Source organism: Enterobacter sp. SGAir0187 (assembly GCF_002952735.2).
Classification (GTDB): domain Bacteria; phylum Pseudomonadota; class Gammaproteobacteria; order Enterobacterales; family Enterobacteriaceae; genus Enterobacter; species Enterobacter quasiroggenkampii.
In genome coordinates this window covers 3,841,920-3,862,294 of the sequence record NZ_CP025034.2, presented here as the reverse complement: position 1 = coordinate 3,862,294, position 20,375 = coordinate 3,841,920, and the positions used below count along the sequence as shown (strand labels likewise).

The 20,375-nt window shown below is 56.8% G+C and carries 18 protein-coding genes; 8 read left to right on the top strand and 10 right to left on the bottom strand.

All coding sequences use genetic code 11. The annotated features are described in order from the left end of the window. Window positions 1–30: 30 nt before the first annotated feature. The 5 genes from CWR52_RS18635 to dapA form a co-directional block, all read right to left on the bottom strand. Entirely contained in the window at window positions 31–1,977 is a 1,947-nt protein-coding gene (locus CWR52_RS18635; protein WP_104950380.1) for a tRNA(Met) cytidine acetyltransferase TmcA, read from the bottom strand. Further along, entirely contained in the window at window positions 1,977–2,846 is an 870-nt protein-coding gene (gene ypfJ, locus CWR52_RS18630; protein ID WP_028016137.1) for a KPN_02809 family neutral zinc metallopeptidase, read from the bottom strand. Before ypfJ ends, CWR52_RS18635 begins: the two co-directional genes overlap by 1 nt. Window positions 2,847–2,966: 120 nt before the next feature. Further along, window positions 2,967–3,680: a phosphoribosylaminoimidazolesuccinocarboxamide synthase gene (gene purC, locus CWR52_RS18625; protein WP_008501631.1), complete on the bottom strand. Its 714-nt coding sequence runs from the start codon at window positions 3,678–3,680 to the stop codon at window positions 2,967–2,969. Window positions 3,681–3,789: 109 nt separating this feature from the next. Next, window positions 3,790–4,824: an outer membrane protein assembly factor BamC gene (bamC, locus tag CWR52_RS18620; RefSeq protein ID WP_028016136.1), complete on the bottom strand. Its 1,035-nt coding sequence runs from the start codon at window positions 4,822–4,824 to the stop codon at window positions 3,790–3,792. Between the two features lie 16 nt (window positions 4,825–4,840). Beyond that, window positions 4,841–5,719 (bottom strand): 4-hydroxy-tetrahydrodipicolinate synthase, encoded by an 879-nt coding sequence (dapA, locus tag CWR52_RS18615; RefSeq protein WP_008501633.1) that lies wholly within the window; start codon window positions 5,717–5,719, stop codon window positions 4,841–4,843. 145 nt (window positions 5,720–5,864) lie between these two features. Here dapA and CWR52_RS18610 point away from each other — a divergent pair, with 145 nt between their 5' ends. Together CWR52_RS18610 and bcp are read left to right on the top strand one after the other, a co-directional pair. Further along, window positions 5,865–6,434 (top strand): glycine cleavage system transcriptional repressor, encoded by a 570-nt coding sequence (locus CWR52_RS18610; protein WP_104950379.1) that lies wholly within the window; start codon window positions 5,865–5,867, stop codon window positions 6,432–6,434. Next, on the top strand, window positions 6,434–6,904 hold the full coding sequence (bcp, locus tag CWR52_RS18605) for a thioredoxin-dependent thiol peroxidase (protein WP_104950378.1): 471 nt from the start codon (window positions 6,434–6,436) through the stop codon (window positions 6,902–6,904). Before CWR52_RS18610 ends, bcp begins: the two co-directional genes overlap by 1 nt. Before the next feature lie 85 nt (window positions 6,905–6,989). Here bcp and CWR52_RS18600 read toward each other — a convergent pair whose 3' ends face one another. Beyond that, the gene (locus CWR52_RS18600; RefSeq protein WP_104950377.1) at window positions 6,990–8,054 is read right to left on the bottom strand and encodes an AI-2E family transporter; all 1,065 of its coding nucleotides are present in this window, start codon (window positions 8,052–8,054) and stop codon (window positions 6,990–6,992) included. Window positions 8,055–8,275: 221 nt separating this feature from the next. Here CWR52_RS18600 and bepA point away from each other — a divergent pair, with 221 nt between their 5' ends. Together bepA and arsC are read left to right on the top strand one after the other, a co-directional pair. Then, on the top strand, window positions 8,276–9,739 hold the full coding sequence (gene bepA, locus CWR52_RS18595; protein WP_045908582.1) for a beta-barrel assembly-enhancing protease: 1,464 nt from the start codon (window positions 8,276–8,278) through the stop codon (window positions 9,737–9,739). Between the two features lie 18 nt (window positions 9,740–9,757). Then, on the top strand, window positions 9,758–10,114 hold the full coding sequence (arsC, locus tag CWR52_RS18590; protein WP_104950376.1) for an arsenate reductase (glutaredoxin): 357 nt from the start codon (window positions 9,758–9,760) through the stop codon (window positions 10,112–10,114). Window positions 10,115–10,198: 84 nt separating this feature from the next. Here arsC and CWR52_RS18585 read toward each other — a convergent pair whose 3' ends face one another. From CWR52_RS18585 to CWR52_RS18570, 4 genes are all read right to left on the bottom strand, one after another. Continuing rightward, the gene (locus tag CWR52_RS18585; RefSeq protein WP_213014348.1) at window positions 10,199–10,900 is read right to left on the bottom strand and encodes a DnaA inactivator Hda; all 702 of its coding nucleotides are present in this window, start codon (window positions 10,898–10,900) and stop codon (window positions 10,199–10,201) included. Window positions 10,901–10,995: 95 nt separating this feature from the next. Next, window positions 10,996–12,285 (bottom strand): uracil permease, encoded by a 1,290-nt coding sequence (uraA, locus tag CWR52_RS18580; protein WP_032646790.1) that lies wholly within the window; start codon window positions 12,283–12,285, stop codon window positions 10,996–10,998. Between the two features lie 86 nt (window positions 12,286–12,371). Then, window positions 12,372–12,998, bottom strand: a complete 627-nt coding sequence (gene upp / locus CWR52_RS18575; protein WP_008501641.1) for a uracil phosphoribosyltransferase — start codon at window positions 12,996–12,998, stop codon at window positions 12,372–12,374. A gap of 214 nt (window positions 12,999–13,212) precedes the next feature. Next, complete coding sequence (locus CWR52_RS18570; protein WP_104950375.1) at window positions 13,213–14,643, bottom strand: 6-phospho-beta-glucosidase; 1,431 nt, start codon at window positions 14,641–14,643, stop codon at window positions 13,213–13,215. Window positions 14,644–14,909: 266 nt separating this feature from the next. Between CWR52_RS18570 and purM the strand changes: the two genes are divergently transcribed. The 4 genes from purM to ppx all read left to right on the top strand — a co-directional run bounded on the left by purM (window position 14,910) and on the right by ppx (window position 20,372). Then, complete coding sequence (gene purM / locus CWR52_RS18565; protein ID WP_025758936.1) at window positions 14,910–15,947, top strand: phosphoribosylformylglycinamidine cyclo-ligase; 1,038 nt, start codon at window positions 14,910–14,912, stop codon at window positions 15,945–15,947. After that, window positions 15,944–16,585, top strand: coding sequence for a phosphoribosylglycinamide formyltransferase (gene purN, locus CWR52_RS18560; protein ID WP_032675307.1), 642 nt, complete (start codon window positions 15,944–15,946; stop codon window positions 16,583–16,585). Before purM ends, purN begins: the two co-directional genes overlap by 4 nt. A gap of 184 nt (window positions 16,586–16,769) precedes the next feature. Continuing rightward, window positions 16,770–18,830: a polyphosphate kinase 1 gene (gene ppk1, locus CWR52_RS18555; protein ID WP_104950374.1), complete on the top strand. Its 2,061-nt coding sequence runs from the start codon at window positions 16,770–16,772 to the stop codon at window positions 18,828–18,830. 3 nt (window positions 18,831–18,833) lie between these two features. Then, on the top strand, window positions 18,834–20,372 hold the full coding sequence (gene ppx / locus CWR52_RS18550) for an exopolyphosphatase (protein ID WP_024907553.1): 1,539 nt from the start codon (window positions 18,834–18,836) through the stop codon (window positions 20,370–20,372). Window positions 20,373–20,375 lie beyond the last annotated feature (3 nt).

Genomic DNA, 20,375 nt, shown 5'->3' with positions numbered 1-20,375 from the left:
GGGAATGACCATGCCACTTTACTGAAGAAGTCATTGAAAAAATTGCCATTGCAAAATGGCTTCCTTCAACTGCTGGCAGCGGGGATAATCAAGGCTTTCAAGCGCTTGTGCGGTTTCACTGCGCAGCTTTGCCAGCAACGCTTTTCGCCCGACCTCATCCGCTTTCCCTGCCATTTTCCCCCGCAGGGCCAGAAGCGGCATATCAACGGTGAGCAACAACCGCGTCAGCGCGGCAACCGAGGTTGAAAACGCGCGATGGGCAAAAGCAAACCCCGCCAGCTCCCGCCAGTCATCATTATTAAGGGTAGCTTCCCAGCCGTCGTCCACCGGGATCTTTTCACCGTTCCAGGCCGACAGGACGCGCATATCCCGGCACAAACGCTGATGTTCCTGCGCGCATAGCCGACGCCCTGCCTCGCTCAGCGGCAGCAGCGCCATCGCCGTGTAGCAGCCGCTGCTGGCTTCCCGATGGCTTCCCATCCGCACCAGTACAAACCCGCACCGCTGCCAGAAATGCCACAGCTCGTCGGTATAACCGAAACTCACCGACAGATAATCTTCCCCGCTGGCGCTACGGATAAGCCGTTGCCCGATACCTTCCCGCTGGCGCAGGGGGTGAACCGCAATGCGGCTAACCCGTCGCCCTTTCAGCGTCGCCGCGAGCGGAGAGCCGCCGTGCGCCGCCAGCGACTGCGCCACGAGATTCCCGCGTGGACGCCGGTATCCCGCCCACACGGCGCGGCTAAGCTCCTGTGATAACCCACCCTCTTCCACCAACCAGAGCGCGCCTGCAATATCAGCCCCCGTCTCTGCAACAGCAAAGTGCTGGCCGGGCGCGTCCATCATCCGGCGTAAATCGAGCGGTGACGTGCGATAGTGTGCCGCACACAGCAGTTCATACACGCTTGCCACGCGTGCCGGGTCGCTCTCCCACATCCTCGGCGCCAGCGGCGTTATACGCACGTCGCCTTCCGGTTTGCGGTCGATAAGCGCATCATCAAATAACAGAGCATTCGCCACGAACCGCTCAAGCGGACATCCGGCAGCCCAGCGAATGGGGGTCGATAAGGCATAATGCCGCAGTTCGCTGAAACGGGCGCAAAACTTCAGCAGGAACCCCCTGCCCGTCCCTTCATAGCCCTGCACCGTGGTGGTTAACACTACGCGCGGAAAGCGCGTGACCAGCTTTTCCAGCAGCGGGCCCGGGATGGCAGCCGCTTCATCGACAATCAGCCAGTCAGCCTGCAGTGTGGAGGCCAGCAGCGCATCCGGGGCCATAAAGTGGAAATGCTCGCCCGCGAAGCGCGCAATGACATCCGTTGCCCCTTTAGCCGGTGCCGTGACCACCGCACTCCCCTGAATGCTACTGAGCAGCATCCCCGCCAGCGCGGACTTTCCGCGCCCGCGCGGTGCCGTTACGGCTGCGATGCCCGCAGGCATCGTCAGAAGCGCGTCGAGGATCTCCGCCTGCTCGCGCTGCGGTGCGCCGCTGGCAGGCTGCCAGGCGGGTAAATCCGGCGCAACGGGAACGGACAAGGGACGATGCTGTTGCCAGACAATCGCATCCGAATCGGCGGCAAGCGTCCGGCAGAAGTGGTGCACAAAGTGTGGAGTGGCGATCGGCTCCGCGCTGTCGCTCCAGCGCAAAGAATCGCTGTCAGGCCTGTCGGCCCAGTCAGCAAGCGGCGGAACCCGCAGCACCAGAAGGCTTCCGGCGCTCAGCGTTCCGCTCAGGGCGGCAAAGGCGGCGACATCAAACCCGGTGCTGGCGTCAAAAACGGCATGTCGGAACTCGCGTCCCAGCAGGCCGCTGATGGCTTTTGAAGGGTGTTCGTCAAGCCTTACCCAGTCTCCGGGTAAGGCGTCACGCAGGGCAACCGCCTGGCTTAACGTCCACTGCGCCTCACCGCTGAGCACCACCAGCCGACGATGGCCGGTGCGCTCAAGCTCGCGTATCAGCTGATCAAACGCCAGCATTACATCGCTTTGCCGAAGGTATTACACTGCGCCGGGTCGCCGCTGTCGAAACCGCGTTTAAACCAGCTGTAGCGCTGCTGTGAGGTACCGTGGGTGAAGCTGTCCGGCACGACGCGCCCCTGGCTCTGCTGCTGAAGACGGTCGTCACCGATCGCCTGAGCGGCATTCAGCGCCTCCTCAAGATCGCCGGATTCCAGCACGCCCTGCTGCTGCATGCTGTGGCCCCAGACGCCCGCGAAGCAGTCCGCCTGCAGCTCCATTTTGACGGACAGGCGGTTCACTTCAGCCTGCGAAGCATTTTGCTGCAGCTGGCGTACCTTAGGCTCAATCCCCAGCAGCTTTTGCACGTGATGACCGACTTCATGTGCGATCACGTAGCCCTGGGCAAAATCGCCGTCAGCGCCAAGCTTGCGTTTCATGTCATCGTAAAAGGAGAGATCGATATAGACGGTGCCGTCCGCCGGGCAGTAGAACGGCCCCATCACGGACTGTCCGGTACCGCATCCGGTGCGGGTTGCGCCCCGGTACATCACCAGCTTTGGCTGCTGGTAGGTACGCCCCATCTTCTCAAACAGCTGACCCCACGTATCTTCCGTTGTGGCGAGGATCACGGAGGTAAATTTGGCCGCTTCATCTTCATTCGGGCTGATGGAGCGCTGAGAATGCTGCTGCTGTTGAAGCGGCTGACCGGTCATTAACCCGGTGAGATCGACGCCGTAATACCCTGCGACCAGCACCACTATCAGCAGGATAATACCGCCCTTGCCGCTGGGTAAACGGAAGCCGGGTCCCCCCATGGAAGGACCGCCGCCGCCATCACTGCGTCTGTCTTCTACATTGTCACTTTCACGACGCCCTTGCCAGCGCATAACCACCTCGAACTATTCCATTTATAATAGCTATGATCGTAGGCGGTTAACGGCAAGATTACCATAGGAAACAAAGGTAAGACGCCAAAGGATGCGAACATCCTTTGGCAAGTGAGGGAGTTAGTCGAGCTTAACGCCTAAACGGTGAGCAACCGCTTCGTACGCTTCAATCAGGCCACCCAGGCTCTGACGGAAACGGTCTTTGTCCATTTTATCCAGGGTTTCTTTGTCCCACAGGCGGCTGCCGTCCGGAGAGAACTCATCGCCCAGCACCACTTCGCCTTTGAACAGACCAAACTCCAGCTTGAAGTCGACGAGGATCAGGCCCGCGTCATCAAACAATTTTTTCAGCACGTCGTTGGCTTTATAGGTCAGCTCTTTCATGCGCGCCAGGTTCTCTTTGTTCACCCAGCCGAAGGTTTCGCAGTAGGAATCATTGACCATCGGATCGTGCATGGCGTCGTTTTTCAGGAACAGATCGAACAGCGGTGGATTCAGTTCGATACCTTCTTCAATGCCCAGACGCTTCACCAGGGAGCCCGCCGCACGGTTACGAATAACGCACTCAACCGGAACCATATCCAGTTTTTTCACCAGACATTCCGTATCGGACAGCAACGCTTCCATCTGAGTCGGGATACCCGCTTCGGCCAGTTTGGTCATAATGAAGTGGTTGAACTTGTTGTTCACCATGCCTTTACGATCGAACTGCTCAATGCGTGCGCCATCCCCTGCTGACGTATCATTGCGGAACTCGAGCACCAACAGATCCGGGTTTTCCGTGCTGTATACGGTCTTCGCTTTGCCACGATACAACTCAGCTTGCTTCTGCATCTTCATTACTCCTGGTGTGATGATTTGTGTTCAAAACTGGGGATATTATGCCACGCACACGTTTGCGTAGCACGAAAATAAAAAGGGCTGGATTCACCAGCCCTCGTATTTATTTGCTGAATGCTGCCTGGAAGACAGCGACCAGCGCATCGTTCTGCGACTGGGTCAGCGTGTGACCTTTTGGATCGATAAACTGCAGGCTACTGCGGTTATCAAGGTCACCGACCTGAATTTTGTAGTCACCGGAGGCAAGCTGAGGATCTTTCGCACCCAGTTCCTGCCACGCGCTGTCGGAGAGCGGCTTATAGGTTGCCGTTATGCTGCCGGTTGAGCGGGTGCTGTCAGTGACTTTCATGCCCACTTTTTCCAGCGTCGCTGGCAGACGCTGCCAGGTCTGGTTAAACGGCGCGCGCACCACCAGCATTGGCAGGCCGGTATCATCCGCGCCGCTCTGGACATCGAAGGTTACACCGTTGCGGCTCTGCGCGGCGTTAGCGGCATCGGTCGCGGTTTTATCCAGACCTGCGGCAATCACGTTCAGCATTTCGGTGCTGTAACGCTGCAGGGACGAGGCATCCGCAACCGGTTTACCCGCCTGCTCCAGGTTCAACAGCTTAACGTTGACCGCCTGCTGGTAACCCTGTGGTTTTACGGAGACTTGATAGCGACCGCGGTACTGCTGATCTTCATCCAGACGGTTCCATTCGATCCAGTCGGTGGTTAACGTCTGGCTGGCGTCATCGCGTTTATCGATGGTGTAGTTCTTCGACTGAATGACGCTGACAACCTGTGGCCACAGCGTGCTACCGCGCGCGCTCTCAACCATCAGAGACGCGGTATCACCGGTGAACTGGGTACGCGCCCCGTTAACCAGCGCCAGAGGCTGTGCTGGTGGACGAATATCAAGCGCTTTACCGACCAGGCCGCTGCCGTTGGTCACGGGAATATTATAATCGCCGTTCTGAATCGGCAGGATCATACCAGCCGGTGCGTGAAGTTCAGCAAGCGGGGTCGCATCCAGATAGGATTCATCACCGCTCACCTGGCGCTTGTAGCGCGAGTCTGAACTACAGGCAGCGAGCAGCATAACAAGCGAAACACTCGCAACCTTCGCCAGGCGCGACTTCTGTACTGAATAAGCCATCAAATCTCCCTAAACTCTACAGCAAACCGGCATGCTTCAGCGCTGCCCTGACGATATCACGACCATGGTCGGTAATCGGTGTCATTGGCAGACGCAGCGTGTCGGTTGCTACAAGCCCCAACTCCTTACATGCCCATTTCACTGGGATCGGATTGGGTTCGACAAATAATTTATTGTGCAGCGGCATCAGACGCTGATTGATGACACGCGCTTCATCAAAGTGACCGGCCGCGGCCAGTTTGCACATTTCAGCCATGTCGCGCGCCGCAACGTTTGCCGTTACGGAGATCACGCCATGACCACCGAGCTGCATAAAGTCCAGCGCGGTCGCATCATCACCGCTCAACAGGATAAAGTCGTCTGAAACCAGCTCTTTGATCTGATGAACGCGGCTTAAGTTCCCTGTCGCCTCTTTAATACCGATAATATTTTTTACTTCCGAGAGACGGCCAACGGTTTCCGGCAGCATATCGCAACCGGTACGGGACGGCACATTATACAGAATTTGTGGCAAGTCAGTATGTTCAGCGATGGCTTTGAAGTGCTGGAACAAACCTTCCTGAGTGGGACGGTTGTAGTAAGGGGTCACCGTCAGACAGCCGACAATGCCGCTGTCGTTAAAACGTTTAGTCAGGCTGATCGCTTCTGCGGTGGCATTCGCGCCTGTGCCCGCGATGACCGGAATACGTCCGTCAGCCAGTTCCAGGGTCAGCATAACCACATCGCCGTGCTCGTCGTGGCTCAGCGTTGCAGATTCACCGGTAGTCCCTACCGAAACGATCGCCGAGGTTCCATTGGCGACATGGTAATCAATCAGCTTCTTCATGCTAGACCGGCAGACGTTACCTTTTTCATCCATCGGTGTTACAAGCGCGACAATACTTCCCGTGAACATGAGCCATCCTCTGTGCGAACAAGAGTCTCAATGGTACGTTTGGAACTGTAATAAAAGCAAGCGACCTGAGGCCCTCAGGCGGTTGTATGCATGTTTTTTTTATGCTTTCCTTAGGAAGACTTAACCATGCAAAGGAAGAACAGGTTTGACAACCTCATCACAACATTACCTGGTTATCACTGCGCTGGGTGCCGACAGGCCGGGTATCGTGAACACCATCACCCGCCACGTAAGCAGCTGCGGCTGTAATATCGAAGACAGCCGTCTGGCCATGCTTGGCGAAGAGTTCACATTTATTATGTTGCTTTCCGGGACATGGAACGCCATTACGTTGATTGAATCGACCCTGCCGCTGAAAGGCGCCGAGCTGGATTTGCTGATTGTCATGAAGCGCACCACCGCGCGACCGCGTCCGGCGTTACCTTCTACCGTCTGGGTGCAGGTTGAAGTGCCTGATTCTCCGCATCTGATTGAGCGCTTCACCGCGCTGTTTGACAGCCATCAGATGAACATCGCCGAGCTCGTTTCCCGCACACAGCCGGGCGACGCAAGCACGGTTCCCACGCTCTTTATTCAAATTACCGCGCACAGTCCTGCATCACAGGATGCGTCAAATATCGAGCAAGCGTTCAAAGCCCTCTGTACAGAATTAAACGCGCAGGGCAGTATAAGCGTCGTCAATTATTCGCAGCACGAACAGGATGGAGTTGAGTAATGAATCCACTGAAAGCCGGTGACATCGCACCGAAATTTAGCTTACCGGATCAAGACGGCGAGCAAGTAAATTTGACCGACTTCCAGGGACAGCGTGTTCTGGTCTATTTCTACCCGAAAGCCATGACCCCCGGCTGCACCGTACAGGCCTGCGGCTTACGCGACAACATGGATGAGTTGAAGAAAGTCGGCGTGGAAGTGCTGGGTATCAGCACCGATAAACCAGAAAAGCTGTCACGATTTGCTGAAAAAGAGCTGCTGAACTTCACGCTGCTTTCTGATGAAAATCATCAGGTTTGCGAGCAGTTCGGCGTCTGGGGTGAGAAGACGTTTATGGGTAAAACCTACGACGGCATTCACCGCATCAGCTTCCTGATTGACGCTGACGGTAAAGTTGAACACGTGTTTGACGACTTCAAAACCAGCAACCACCACGACGTGGTGTTGAACTGGCTGAAAGCGAACGCCTGATACTTTTGCGCCGGATGGCGCTGCGCTTACCCGGTCTACATTCCGTGTGTAGGTCGGGTAAGGCGAAGCCGCCACCCGACAAAACCTACTTCTCTTCCACCACCGGCACATCCGGCCACGCGTGGACGACCGCTTTAATCAGTGTTGCCAGCGGAATGGCGAAGAACACGCCCCAGAATCCCCACAGCCCGCCAAAAATCACCACCGATAAGATAATCACCAGCGGATGCAGGTTCACCGCTTCGGAGAACAGCACCGGTACCAGCAGGTTACCGTCCAACCCCTGAATAATCAGGTACACCGCGAAGCAGCTCCAGAACTCGGTACCCAGCCCAAACTGGAACAACGCCACGCCAACCACCGGAATGGTCACCACAAACGCGCCGATATACGGGATCAGGACCGATAACCCCACCAGCACCGCCAGCAGCAGCGAGTAGTTCAGGCCGAAAATCAGGAAGCCAATCCAGGTGGCGACCCCTACGACAATCATCTCCAGCACCTTGCCGCGAATGTAGTTGGTGATCTGCTGGTTCATCTCTTCCCACACCTGCCCCGCCAGCCCGCGGTTGCGCGGCAGAATACGGCGCACGGCGTTGAGCATCTGGTCTTTATCTTTCACCAGGAAGAAGACCATCAGCGGCACCAGCACAAGGTAGACCGCCAGCGTCAGCAGTCCGACCAGGGACGCCAGAGAGTACTTCACCACCGAATCACCCATCGTCATGATGCGGGCGCGCATGTTTTCGGCCATCGCGTCGATAATCCCGGCATCCATCAGCGCAGGGTAACGGCGCGGTAGCGTGGCAGCGAAATCAGACAGTTTGTTCAACATGCCGGGCATATCGCGGATCAGGTTGATTCCCTGCTGCCAGGCCACCGGCATCACCACAAAGGCCATCAGCAGGAGGATGCCAACAAACAGCACCAGCACGATGCTGGTCGCCCAGCGGCGGGAACAGCCGATATGTTCCAGGCGCGCCGTGGGCCACTCCAGCAGGTACGCCAGCACAATCGCCACCAGCAGAGGGGCGAGCAGACCGCTAAAGAAGAACAGGATACCGAACCCGGCGACCAGAATAACCAACAAAGCAATGGCTTCCGGGTCGCTGAAGCGACGCCGGTACCACTGCATTAACATTTCGAGCATACAACCCTTCCCTGAATCGAATGGCGGGAGTGAGACGGTGAATTGTATCTAACTGTCACAAAAAAGACTTTCGCTTTTTGTATCTCGATCGCAATCCGCAAAAGCCTGATGAATGGGATTTTCTTCATGCTATAACACGGCTACACTCGCAGGGCAGCAGAGATGAACGATATGCCGGTTCATTGGTCAAATTAGCACATCCAACATACAGGACAGTGGTTATGTTCAGGCAATTGAGAAAAACACTGGTTGCAACACTGATTGCCGCGGTGACGGTCGGTCAGGTGTTGCCCGCTTTTGCTGACTCGTCCGATACATTGCCGGACATGGGCACCACAGCAGGAAGCACGCTCTCTATTGGGCAAGAGATGCAAATGGGGGATTACTATGTTCGCCAGCTTCGCGGCAGCGCCCCGCTGATTAACGACCCTTTGCTGGTACAGTACATAAACGGGTTGGGAATGCGTCTGGTGGCGCACGCCGATTCGGTCAGAACCCCCTTCCATTTCTATTTAATCAATAACGACGAAATCAACGCCTTCGCCTTCTTTGGCGGTAACGTGGTGCTGCATTCGGCGTTATTCCGTTACTCAGACAACGAAAGCCAGCTGGCCTCGGTGATGGCGCACGAAATTTCGCACGTCACGCAGCGTCACCTGGCGCGAGCGATGGAAGACCAGAAACGTAACGCTCCCCTCACCTGGGTGGGCGCACTGGGATCGATTCTGCTGGCGATGGCCAGCCCGCAGGCCGGGATGGCAGCACTGACCGGTACGCTGGCAGGAACGCGCCAGGGGATGATCAGCTTTACCCAACAAAACGAGCAGGAAGCGGACCGCATCGGCATTCAGGTGTTACAGCGCTCAGGCTTTGACCCGCAGGCCATGCCGAGCTTCCTGGAAAAACTGCTCGATCAGGCGCGTTACTCTTCCCGTCCACCGGAAATTTTGCTCACGCACCCGCTGCCTGAGAGCCGTCTGTCGGACGCGCGTAACCGTGCCAACCAGATGCGCCCGGTCGTGGTCCAGTCTTCACAGGATTTCTACATGGCGAAAGTGAGAACGCTGGGGATGTACAATTCCGGGCGTAACCAGCTCACCAGCGACCTGCTGGATACCCTGGCGAAAGGCAACGTGCGCGAGAAGAACGCCGCGCAGTATGGTCAGGCGCTCCAGGCGATGGAGGCCAGCAAATACGACGAGGCGCGTAAGGCGCTGCAGCCGCTTCTGGCTGCCGACCCGAACAACCCGTGGTACCTCGATCTGTCGACGGATATCGATCTGGGACAGAAGAAGCCTGCCGATGCGATTAACCGCCTGAAAGGGGCAAAAGACGTCCGTACCAATCCGGTGCTGCAGCTTAACCTGGCGAACGCTTACCTGCAGGGCGGCCAGCCGGGTGAAGCGGCGACCATCCTGAACCGCTACACCTTTAATAATAAAGACGATCAAAACGGCTGGGATCTGCTCGCTCAGGCGGAAGCCCAGCTCGGCAACCGCGATCAGGAGCTGGCGGCGCGCGCCGAAGGCTTTGCCCTGGTAGGGCGCCTCGATCAGGCCATTTCCGCACTCAGCAGCGCCAGCTCGCAGGTCAAACTCGGCAGCCTCCAGCAGGCCCGATACGACGCACGTATCGATCAGCTTCGCGGCCTGCAGCAGCGCTTCAAGCCGTACGAGAAGATGTAATCAAGGAGAATTCACGTCATGATAGACGCCGTAAAAATCTACCACAACCCGCGCTGCTCCAAGAGCCGCGATACCCTGAGCCTGTTGAAGTCTAACGGCGTGGAGCCGGAGGTGGTGCTGTACCTCGACACCCCACCGGACGCGCAGACCCTCCGCCAGCTGCTGCATATGCTGGGGATGGGCAGTGCGCGGGATCTGATGCGCAAGAAAGAAGATCTGTATACGTCGCTTAACCTGGATGACAGCCGTCTCTCCGAGGCTGAACTGATACAGGCGATGGTTGAAAATCCAAAGCTGATTGAGCGCCCGATTGTAGTGGCGAACGGCCAGGCGCGCATTGGACGCCCGCCGGAAGACGTGCTCGAGATCCTCTGATGGTTTCGCCCGGTGGCGCTGCGCTTAGCGGGCCTACGGGTGCCATATGTAGGCCGGGTAAGGCGCAGCCGCCACCCGGCACAACTATAGCTTCAGAATATCTTTCACAAACGGAATGGTCAGCTTGCGCTGGGCGGTAATGGAGGCGCGATCGAGCTGATCCAGTGTGTCAAACAGCGTACGCATTTCGCGATCCAGCCGCTTCAGCAGGAAACGGCCCACGTCTTCCGGCAGCTCAAAGCCGCGCTGCTTTGCGCGCAGCTGTAGCGCCTGAAGCTTATCTTCGTCCGACAGCGGCTGAAGCTTATAGATTTGGCCCCAGTCCAGGCGAGACGCCAGATCCGGCAGTCCCAGATTCAGCTGGCGAGGCGGACGATCGCCGGTGATCAGCAGCCGGGTTTTGCCCGATTCCAGAATGCGGTTGTAGAGGTTAAAGATCGCCATTTCCCACGGCTCATCCCCCGCCACGCATTCGATGTTATCGATGCAGACCAGGGAGAGATGTTCCATCCCCTCCAGCACGTCAGGGACAAACCAGGTCCGTTTATCCAGCGGCACATAGCCTACCGCATCACCGCGCGCAGAGAGCTCCGCGCAGGCGGCATGCAGCAGGTGGCTGCGCCCCGCGCCTTCGCGTGACCAGATATAGATGTATCCGCTGTGTTCCTGACGCAGCACGTTTTGCAGTGCAGCCAGTAAAGAGGGGTTATCACCCGGCCAGAAACTCGCAAACGTTTCGTCGTCAGGGAGATAGAGTGGCAGAGAGAGCTGTGCCGGTCCGTTCAGAAGTACCTCAACCAGATCTGACATAAAATCGGCATGGAGTTTAACACGGAACCTGCAAGGAGAGAACCGGGCGGATCGTCCGCCCGGTTAAAGGATCAGTGTGACGCTTTTTCGCTTTCGTCAGCGTCCAGCACCACCTCTTCCGGACGGATCACGGAGATCAGCTTGAAAATCAGGCTCAGCCCCACGCCGACGATGGTTGCCAGCGCCATGCCTTTCAGCTCGGCCGCGCCGATGTGCACCTTCGCGCCGCTCACGCCGATAATCAGGATCACCGACGTCAGGATCAGGTTCTGCGCCTTGCTGTAATCCACTTTGGATTCAATCAGCACGCGAATACCGGAGGCACCAATTACCCCGTACAGCAGCAGAGACACGCCGCCCATCACCGGAACCGGGATGATCTGAATCGCTGCCGCCAGCTTGCCGACGCAGGAGAGCAGAATGGCGATGATCGCCGCGCCGCCGATAACCCAGGTGCTGTAAACGCGGGTAATCGCCATCACGCCGATGTTTTCACCGTAGGTGGTGTTTGGCGTAGACCCAAAGAAACCGGAGATGATAGTGGAGAAACCGTTCGCAAACATGGAGCGGTGCAGGCCCGGATCGCGGATTAAATCGCGCTTAACGATGTTCGCCGTTACCACCAGGTGGCCGACGTGCTCCGCAATCACCACCAGCGCCGCAGGCAGAATGGTGAAGATCGCAAACCATTCGAAGCGCGGCGTGTAGAAGGTTGGCAGCGCGAACCAGTGCGCCTCGGCAATCGGGGTGGTATCCACCACGCCCATCACGAAGGAGAGCGCGTAGCCCGCCAGCACGCCGATCAGGATAGGAATAATCGCCATAAAGCCGCGGAACAGCACGGAGCCAAACACCGTTACGCCCAGAGTCACCAGCGAGATGATAATGGTTTTGGAATCCGGTGACTGGCCGTCCGCAGGCAGCAGACCGGCCATATTCGCCGCCACGCCCGCCAGTTCGAGACCGATGACGGCCACAATGGCACCCATCGCCGCAGGTGGGAACATCACGTCCAGCCAGCCGGTCCCGGCTTTCTTCACGATGAAGGAGACCAGGCAGAACAGCACGCCACACATGATAAAGCCGCCCAGCGCGACCTCATAACCCAGCGGTAGCAACAATAACACCGGAGAGATAAAGGCAAAGCTCGACCCGAGATACGCCGGGATTTTGCCTTTACAGATGAAGAGGTACAGCAGCGTACCGATGCCATTGAACAGCAGCACGGTAGCCGGGTTAATGTGGAACAGGATTGGCACCAGCACGGTTGCGCCAAACATGGCGAACAGGTGCTGCAAACTAAGCGGGATAGTCTGTAAAAGCGGCGGTCTTTCACTCACCCCGATAGCACGGCGCGTCATAGTGTTTTCCTCTGAGTAGTATCGTTGTTGGTGTTTTATTCAAAAAAAAGCCGACTATCAAAGTCGGCTTATTTATCGTTATTCGATTATTTCGTACCAAAGATCTTATCGCCGGCATCGCCGAGCCCCGGGATGATGTACCCGTGCTCGTTCAGGCCCTGGTCGATAGAGGCGGTATACAGCTCAACGTCCGGGTGCGCTTTTTCCAGCGCCGCGATCCCTTCCGGTGCCGCAACCAGCACCAGCACTTTAATGCTGCTGCAGCCCGCTTTTTTCAGCAGGTCGATAGTGGCAATCATTGAACCGCCGGTTGCCAGCATCGGGTCAACCACCAGCGCCATACGCTCGTCGATGTTGGACACCAGCTTCTGGAAGTAAGGAACTGGCTCGAGGGTTTCTTCGTTACGGTAGATCCCCACCACGCTGATGCGCGCGCTTGGCACGTGCTCCAGCACGCCTTCCATCATGCCGAGACCAGCACGCAGGATAGGCACGACGGTAATTTTCTTACCTTTGATCTGCTCAACCTGTACCGGACCGTTCCAGCCTTCGATGGTGACTTTTTCCGTTTCCAGATCAGAGGTCGCTTCGTAGGTCAGCAGGCTGCCGACTTCAGAGGCCAGTTCGCGAAAACGCTTCGTGCTGATGTCATGCTCACGCATCAGGCCCAACTTGTGTTTAACGAGTGGGTGTTTCACTTCCACAATCTTCATTCTCTTTCTCCTCTGAATGGCATCCGCAAAAAAATCGCGGGATTATACCGCTTTTTTCGGATTAGGCCATACCCATGTTGCTTGACAGGGATCAAGCAAAGACAAAAAACCGGAGATACGTCTCCGGCTTAAGTGCGGGTTCTGCCCGGTGGCGCTGCGCTTACGCGGGCCTACATGTAGTGTAGGTCGGGTAAGCGTTAGCGCCACCCGACAATTACAGGTTATCGCCGTTGCTCGCGATCACCTCCTTATACCAGTCGAATGACTTCTTCTTGCTGCGGTTCAGCGTACCGTTTCCTTCATTGTCTTTATCGACAAAGATAAAGCCGTAGCGTTTTTTCATTTCACCGGTACCGGCAGACACCAGGTCGATACAGCCCCACGGGGTATAGCCCATCAGGTCTACGCCATCTTCCACCACCGCTTTTTTCATCTCGCGGATGTGGGCGGCCAGGTAGTCAATGCGGTACTGGTCATTAACCGTGCCGTCACGCTCCTGCACGTCGATTGCGCCAAAGCCGTTCTCAACGATAAACAGCGGCAGCTGGTAGTGATCCCAGAACCAGTTGAGTGAGTAGCGCAGCCCCACCGGGTCAATCTGCCAGCCCCAGTCGGATTTCTGCACGTACGGGTTGGAGACCAGGCTCTTGCTTTCGTCATAGTCCAGCTGCGGGTTGTCCGCCGTCGCCTTGGTGGCGAAGGACATATAATAGCTAAACCCGATGTAATCCACGCAGCCCTGCGTCAGCGCGGCTTTATCTTCTTCGGTGATATCCAGCGTGAAGCCGCGACGTTCGAAGTAGTTGAGCAGGTGCTGCGGGTACTTGCCGCGCACGTGCACGTCGGTGAACCAGTAGCGGCGGTGCATGGCGTTCATCGCCATCATCATGTCGTCCGGCGCGCAGGTCAGCGGGTAGATTGGGCACATGGCAATCATGCAGCCGATCTGCAGAGACGGGTTAATCTCGCGCCCCGCCTTCACCGCCAGCGCGCTGGCCACCAGCTCATAGTGTGCGGCCTGGAACATCACCGGCTCACGGTCTTCGCCCGGCGCGTACTTCAGCCCGGAGTTGGTGAACGGCGCAAAGTCTTCATGGAAGTTGGCCTGATTGTTGATCTCGTTAAAGGTCATCCAGTACTTCACTTTATGCTGATAGCGCTGGAAAACCACTTTTGCAAAACGAACGAAGAAGTCGATCAGCTTACGGTTGCGCCAGCCGCCGTATTCGGTGACCAGATGGAAAGGCATCTCGAAGTGAGAGAGGGTAATAACCGGTTCGATGCCGTACTTCAGGCACTCGTCGAACAGATCGTCATAGAATTTCAGGCCAGCCTCGTTCGGCTCACGCTCGTCCCCTTTCGGGAAAATGCGCGTCCAGGCGATAGAGGTGCGGAAACATTTGAACCCCATCTCGGCAAAGAGTTTGATGTCTTCTTTATAGCGGTGGTAGAAATCGATGGCGTCATGGTTAGGGTAATTTTTCCCCGGCAGCACGCCGTTGGTGATTTCACGCGGCACGCCGTGCGCGCCTGCAGTCATGACGTCGGCTACGCTTACGCCTTTACCCCCTTCTTTCCAGCCGCCTTCCAGTTGGTGCGCCGCAACCGCACCGCCCCACAGAAAATCTGCTTTAAATCCTGACATTCGCTTTCCCTCATTCTGCGTTATTTTCTGCAAAAACAATTACAGAAACCGGTTTCAGTTGAATGATGTGCAAAGCCGTTTCGGGTTGCAAGGAGAATACCGAAACCGGTTTCATTTTCGTGAACAGACGCAAGTTTGGGCGCACTGGCAGGCTGGGCGTAAAAAAAGATCCTCTCGCCGAGAATAGGCTCGCAAACGTTTGCCTGGACTGTTAGAATTGCGCCGATTTTTCTTACTAGCTATGCAATCGCGTGGGGATTTAAGCCGTGACCAACAAAACTTCTCTCAGCTACAAAGATGCCGGTGTTGATATTGACGCAGGTAATGCGCTGGTTGACCGAATCAAAGGTGTGGTGAAAAAAACCCGCCGCCCGGAAGTGATGGGTGGTCTGGGTGGATTCGGCGCACTGTGCGCGCTGCCGCAAAAATATCGTGAACCTGTTCTGGTCTCGGGAACTGACGGTGTAGGCACCAAACTGCGCCTGGCGATGGATTTAAAACGTCACGACACGATCGGTATCGATCTGGTCGCGATGTGCGTGAACGACCTGGTGGTTCAGGGCGCAGAGCCGCTGTTCTTCCTCGATTACTACGCGACCGGCAAACTGGACGTAGATACCGCGGCAAGCGTGATCAACGGTATCGCCGAAGGGTGTCTGCAGTCTGGCTGTGCGCTGGTCGGCGGTGAAACCGCGGAAATGCCGGGTATGTATCACGGCGAAGATTATGACGTCGCAGGCTTCTGCGTCGGCGTAGTAGAAAAATCAGAAATTATTGACGGCAGCAAAGTGGCGGATGGCGATGTGCTGATCGCGCTGGCCTCCAGCGGCCCGCACTCCAACGGCTACTCCCTGGTGCGTAAAATCCTCGAGGTGAGCGGTTGCGACCCACAGACGACCGAGCTTGAAGGGAAACCGCTGGCTGACCATCTGCTGGCCCCAACCCGCATCTACGTGAAGAATGTGCTGGAACTGATCGAGAACGTTGACGTGCACGCCATTGCCCACCTGACCGGTGGTGGCTTCTGGGAAAACATCCCGCGCGTGCTGCCGGACAACACCCAGGCGGTGATCGACGAGTCCTCATGGCAGTGGCCAGCGGTCTTTAACTGGCTGCAGACCGCAGGCAACGTGAGCTCTCACGAAATGTACCGCACCTTTAACTGCGGCGTGGGCATGGTTATCGCCCTGCCGGCAAGCGAAGCGGATAAAGCGGTCAAGCTGCTGACAGAGAAAGGTGAAAACGCGTGGAAAATCGGTACGATTAAAGCATCCGATTCCGAACAGCGTGTGGTCATTGAATGAAAAACATCGTGGTGCTCATTTCCGGCAACGGAAGCAATTTGCAGGCGATAATTGACGCCTGCAAACAGAAGAAAATCAACGGCACCATTCGGGCAGTATTCAGCAACAAGGCCGACGCGTTCGGCCTTGAGCGCGCGCGGGAAGCGAACATACCCGCGCACGCGCTGGAAGCCAGCCAGTTCGCCGGGCGTGAAGCCTTTGACCGCGAGCTGGTTCAGGAGATTGATGCCTACGCGCCGGACGTCGTGGTGCTGGCAGGCTATATGCGCATTCTGAGCCCGGCCTTTGTCGCGCACTACGCCGGACGGTTGCTGAATATTCACCCTTCTCTTCTGCCGAAATATCCCGGCCTGCACACCCATCGTCAGGTTCTGGAAAACGGCGATGAGGAGCACGGCACCTCCGTGCATTTCGTGACCGACGAGCTGGACGGCGGTCCGGTGATCCTGCAGGCCAAAGTCCCGGTCTTTGACGGCGACAGTGAAGAAGACGTGACCGAACGCGTGCAGACCCAGGAGCATGCCATTTACCCACTGGTGGTAAGCTGGTTTGTTGACGGGCGCCTCGAAATGCGCGACGGCGCAGCCTGGCTGGATGGCGTGAAGTTACCCCCGCAGGGTTATGCGGCCGAAGAGTAGTTTGCTATGTCGGGTGGCGCTTCGCTTACCCGATATTCCCTCCCCCCAACCCTCTAAATTCCCCAACAAAAAAAATAACTGTCATACTTTTCTGGCACTGTTGGACATATCGTGGAAATGCTCGCCATAATAAGGACGAGACGGATTTACCACGTCCTGTGATTGAACTGGAGTGTGAGCTGTAATGGGTCAGGAAAAGTTATATATCGAGAAAGAGCTAAGCTGGTTAGCATTTAACGAACGTGTACTCCAGGAAGCGGCTGACAAAAGTAACCCGCTGATCGAACGCATGCGTTTTTTGGGCATCTATTCCAACAACCTGGATGAGTTCTACAAGGTTCGCTTTGCCGAGCTGAAGAGACGCATCATCATCAGCGAAGAACAGGGCCTAAACTCGCACTCGCGGCACCTGCTGGGCAAAATCCAGTCCCGCGTGTTGAAAGCCGATCAGGAATTTGACGGCCTGTATAACGAACTGCTGCTGGAGATGGCGCGCAATCAAATCTTCCTGATTAACGAACGTCAGCTTTCCGTTAACCAACAAAACTGGCTGCGCCACTATTTTAAACAGTACCTGCGCCAGCACATTACCCCGATTCTCATCAACCGCGAAACCGATCTGGTGCAGTTCCTGAAAGATGACTACACCTATCTGGCCGTGGAAATTATTCGCGGTGAATCCATCCGTTACGCGCTGCTGGAGATCCCGTCCGACAAGGTGCCGCGCTTTGTGAACCTGCCGCCGGAAACCCCGCGCAGACGCAAGCCGATGATCCTGCTCGATAACATCCTGCGCTACTGTCTGGACGACATCTTCAAAGGCTTCTTCGATTACGATGCGTTAAACGCCTACTCGATGAAGATGACCCGTGACGCCGAATATGACCTGGTGCACGAGATGGAAGCCAGCCTGATGGAGCTGATGTCCTCCAGCCTGAAACAGCGCCTGACGGCCGAGCCGGTGCGCTTTGTCTATCAGCGCGATATGCCGGACGCCATGGTGGAAATGCTGCGCGAGAAGCTGACCATTTCGCGCTATGACTCCATCGTGCCGGGTGGCCGTTACCACAACTTTAAAGACTTTATCGGTTTCCCGAACGTCGGCAAAGCCAATCTGGTGAACAAGCCGCTGCCGCGCCTGCGCCATCTCTGGTTCGATAAATTCCGCAACGGATTTGACGCCATCCGCGAACGCGATGTCCTGCTCTACTATCCGTATCACACGTTTGAACACGTGCTGGAGCTGCTGCGACAGGCCTCGTTCGACCCGAGCGTGCTGGCGATCAAAATCAACATCTACCGCGTGGCAAAAGATTCCCGCATCATCGATGCGATGATCCACGCCGCGCACAACGGCAAAAAAGTGACCGTGGTGGTGGAGCTGCAGGCGCGCTTCGACGAAGAGGCGAACATTCACTGGGCGCGTCGTCTGACGGAAGCCGGTGTACACGTCATCTTCTCCGCGCCGGGGCTGAAAATTCACGCCAAGCTGTTCCTGATCTCCCGTAAAGAGGGCGACGAGGTGGTGCGCTACGCCCACATCGGTACCGGGAACTTTAACGAGAAAACGGCGAGAATCTATACCGACTACTCGCTGCTGACCGCCGATGCCCGCATCACCAACGAGGTGCGCCGGGTCTTTAACTTTATTGAGAACCCGTACCGTCCGGTAAGCTTCGACTATCTGCTGGTCTCGCCGCAGAACTCGCGCCGTCTGCTGTACGATATGATCGATAAAGAGATCGCCAATGCCCAGAAAGGGCTGTCGTCCGGCATCACGCTGAAGCTCAACAACCTGGTGGACAAAGGGCTGGTAGACAGGCTGTACGCCGCGTCCAGCTCCGGCGTGCCGGTTAATCTGCTGATCCGCGGCATGTGCTCGCTGATCCCGGAACTGGAAGGCATCAGCGACAATATTCGCGTGATCAGCATTGTTGACCGCTACCTGGAACACGATCGGGTCTATATTTTCGATAATGCGGGTGATAAACAGGTCTATCTCTCTTCGGCAGACTGGATGACGCGCAATATTGACTACCGAATTGAAGTCGCGGCACCGCTGCTGGATCCGCGCCTGAAGCAGCAGATCCTCGACATCATCGAGATTCTGTTCAGCGATACCGTGAAAGCACGCTATATCGACAAAGAACTCAGTAACCGCTATGTACCGCGCGGCAACCGCCGCAAAGTGCGGTCGCAACTGGCGATTTACGACTATATCAAATCACTCGAGCAACCCGATTAACCTATGCCGATAAATGATAAGACCCCACGCCCGCAGGAATTCGCCGCGGTCGATCTAGGCTCTAACAGTTTCCATATGGTCATCGCCCGTGAGGTGGATGGCGCGCTGCAGATCATCGGTCGTCTGAAGCAGCGCGTGCACCTGGCGGATGGCCTTGATGAACGCAGCATGCTCAGCGAAGAGGCAATGGAGCGGGGGTTAAACTGCCTGTCGCTGTTTGCTGAACGCCTGCAGGGCTTCTCGCCCTCCAGCGTCTGCATCGTGGGCACCCACACCCTGCGCCAGGCGCTGAACGCGCCAGAGTTTCTCAAGCGGGCCGAAAAGGTGATCCCCTACCCGATTGAGATCATCTCCGGTAACGAGGAAGCGCGTCTGATTTTCATGGGTGTCGAACACACCCAGCCGGAAAAAGGGCGCAAGCTGGTGATCGACATCGGCGGCGGTTCTACGGAGCTGGTGATCGGCGAAGACTTTGAGCCTCGCCTGGTGGAAAGCCGCCGTATGGGCTGCGTCAGCTTCGCGCAGATGTATTTCCCGGGCGGCACCATCACCCGCGAGAACTTCCAGCGTGCGCGTATGGCGGCTGTCCAGAAACTGGAAAACCTGGCCTGGCAGTACCGTATTCAGGGCTGGAATGTGGCGCTGGGCGCGTCAGGCACCATCAAAGCGGCGCATGAAGTGCTGCTGGCGATGGGTGAAAAAGACGGGTTTATCACGCCCGAACGCCTGACATTGCTGACCGAAGAAGTGCTGAAGCATAAAAGTTTTGACGCCTTAAGCCTGCCGGGTCTTTCCGACGAGCGTAAGGCGGTCTTCGTGCCGGGGCTGGCCATCCTCTGCGGCGTGTTTGATGCCCTCGCCATTAAAGAACTGCGCCTTTCCGACGGCGCGCTGCGCGAAGGCGTGCTGTATGAAATGGAAGGCCGTTTCCGCCATCAGGATATTCGCAGCCGCACCGCACAAAGCCTGGCTAACCAGTACAACATCGACCGCGAGCAGGCGAAGCGCGTGCTCGACACCACGGTGCAGATGTACGAGCAGTGGGAAGAGCAGAATCCGAAGCTCGCGCACCCGCAGCTTGCCGCGCTATTAAAATGGGCCGCGATGCTCCATGAGGTGGGGCTGAACATCAACCATAGCGGGATGCACCGCCATTCGGCCTATATTCTGCAAAACAGCGATCTGCCGGGCTTCAACCAGGAGCAACAAACCATGATGGCGACCCTGGTGCGGTATCACCGCAAAGCCATCAAGCTCGACGACCTGCCGCGCTTCACGCTGTTCAAGAAAAAGCAGTTCCTGCCGCTCATTCAGCTGCTGCGTCTTGGCGTGCTGCTCAATAACCAGCGTCAGGCGACCACCACGCCGCCCACGCTGAAGCTTAAAACCGACGACCATCACTGGACGCTGAGCTTCCCGCACGACTGGTTCAGCCAGAATGCGCTGGTCCTGCTGGACCTGGAAAAAGAGCAACAGTACTGGGAAGCGGTCACCGGCTGGCTGCTCAAAATTGAAGAAGAGAGCGCTGACGTCGCCGCGTAAAGG